Source organism: Cellulophaga geojensis KL-A (assembly GCF_000568425.1).
Lineage (GTDB): Bacteria > Bacteroidota > Bacteroidia > Flavobacteriales > Flavobacteriaceae > Cellulophaga > Cellulophaga lytica.
Genome location: NZ_ARZX01000094.1, coordinates 1 through 656 on the forward strand (window position 1 = coordinate 1; position 656 = coordinate 656).

The 656-nt window shown below is 25.9% G+C and carries 1 protein-coding gene; it reads right to left on the bottom strand.

The window, feature by feature from the left end; all coding sequences use genetic code 11:
- Window positions 1-89 precede the first annotated feature (89 nt).
- Window positions 90-656 (bottom strand): nucleoside monophosphate kinase (locus KLA_RS17355; protein ID WP_235183596.1); only part of this gene is annotated, 567 nt, incomplete at its 5' end.

Here is a 656-nt window from a genome sequence, read left to right on the forward strand (position 1 = left end):
TTATATTTGGCGACTTTGTAAATAAACACAGGTTTTCCGACTTAGCCTAAATCGCCCTATGTTTTTTATACATTGTTAGCTTACGTTTTCTATTTCAACACATTTAAATCTTCGTTTAGAAAATCTAATTCAATCATTGGTATATCAACAAGTTTTTTAATCATTTCTTCAGTTTTAGTCATATGGTTTTGCATTGATTCAATTGTAGATTCTTTAGTATCTGCGTCATATACTTTTCCATAATTGATTTGAGCAATATCATAGATTTTTTCAAAGTCATTAATCTTATAATAAATGATTTTGTCAATTGTATCATTAAATTTCTCTAAATAATATTTTAACGTATTAAGTTGTTCTACATTTTTCGGAAAATTAACCAGAATGTTTTTCTTGTCAGAATCCCAATCTTGAATTAGAGATTCTATCAAAAAAGCATCTGACATTAAAAGGCCGTTGTCAATATGATAAATTATTTTTTTATCAATTTCCGTATTTGGTGTTTTTAGTCTTTCTCTAATGTTTTCTGAGTCAATAATATTATAATCAGCTGTTAGTTGATTAGTTTCTGCTATTCTTTTAAAAGTTGTAGGAATTGCAATATTTAATTGATACCTAAAGACTAATATCATTTTGTTTTTTTTAATGTAAGCTAACGT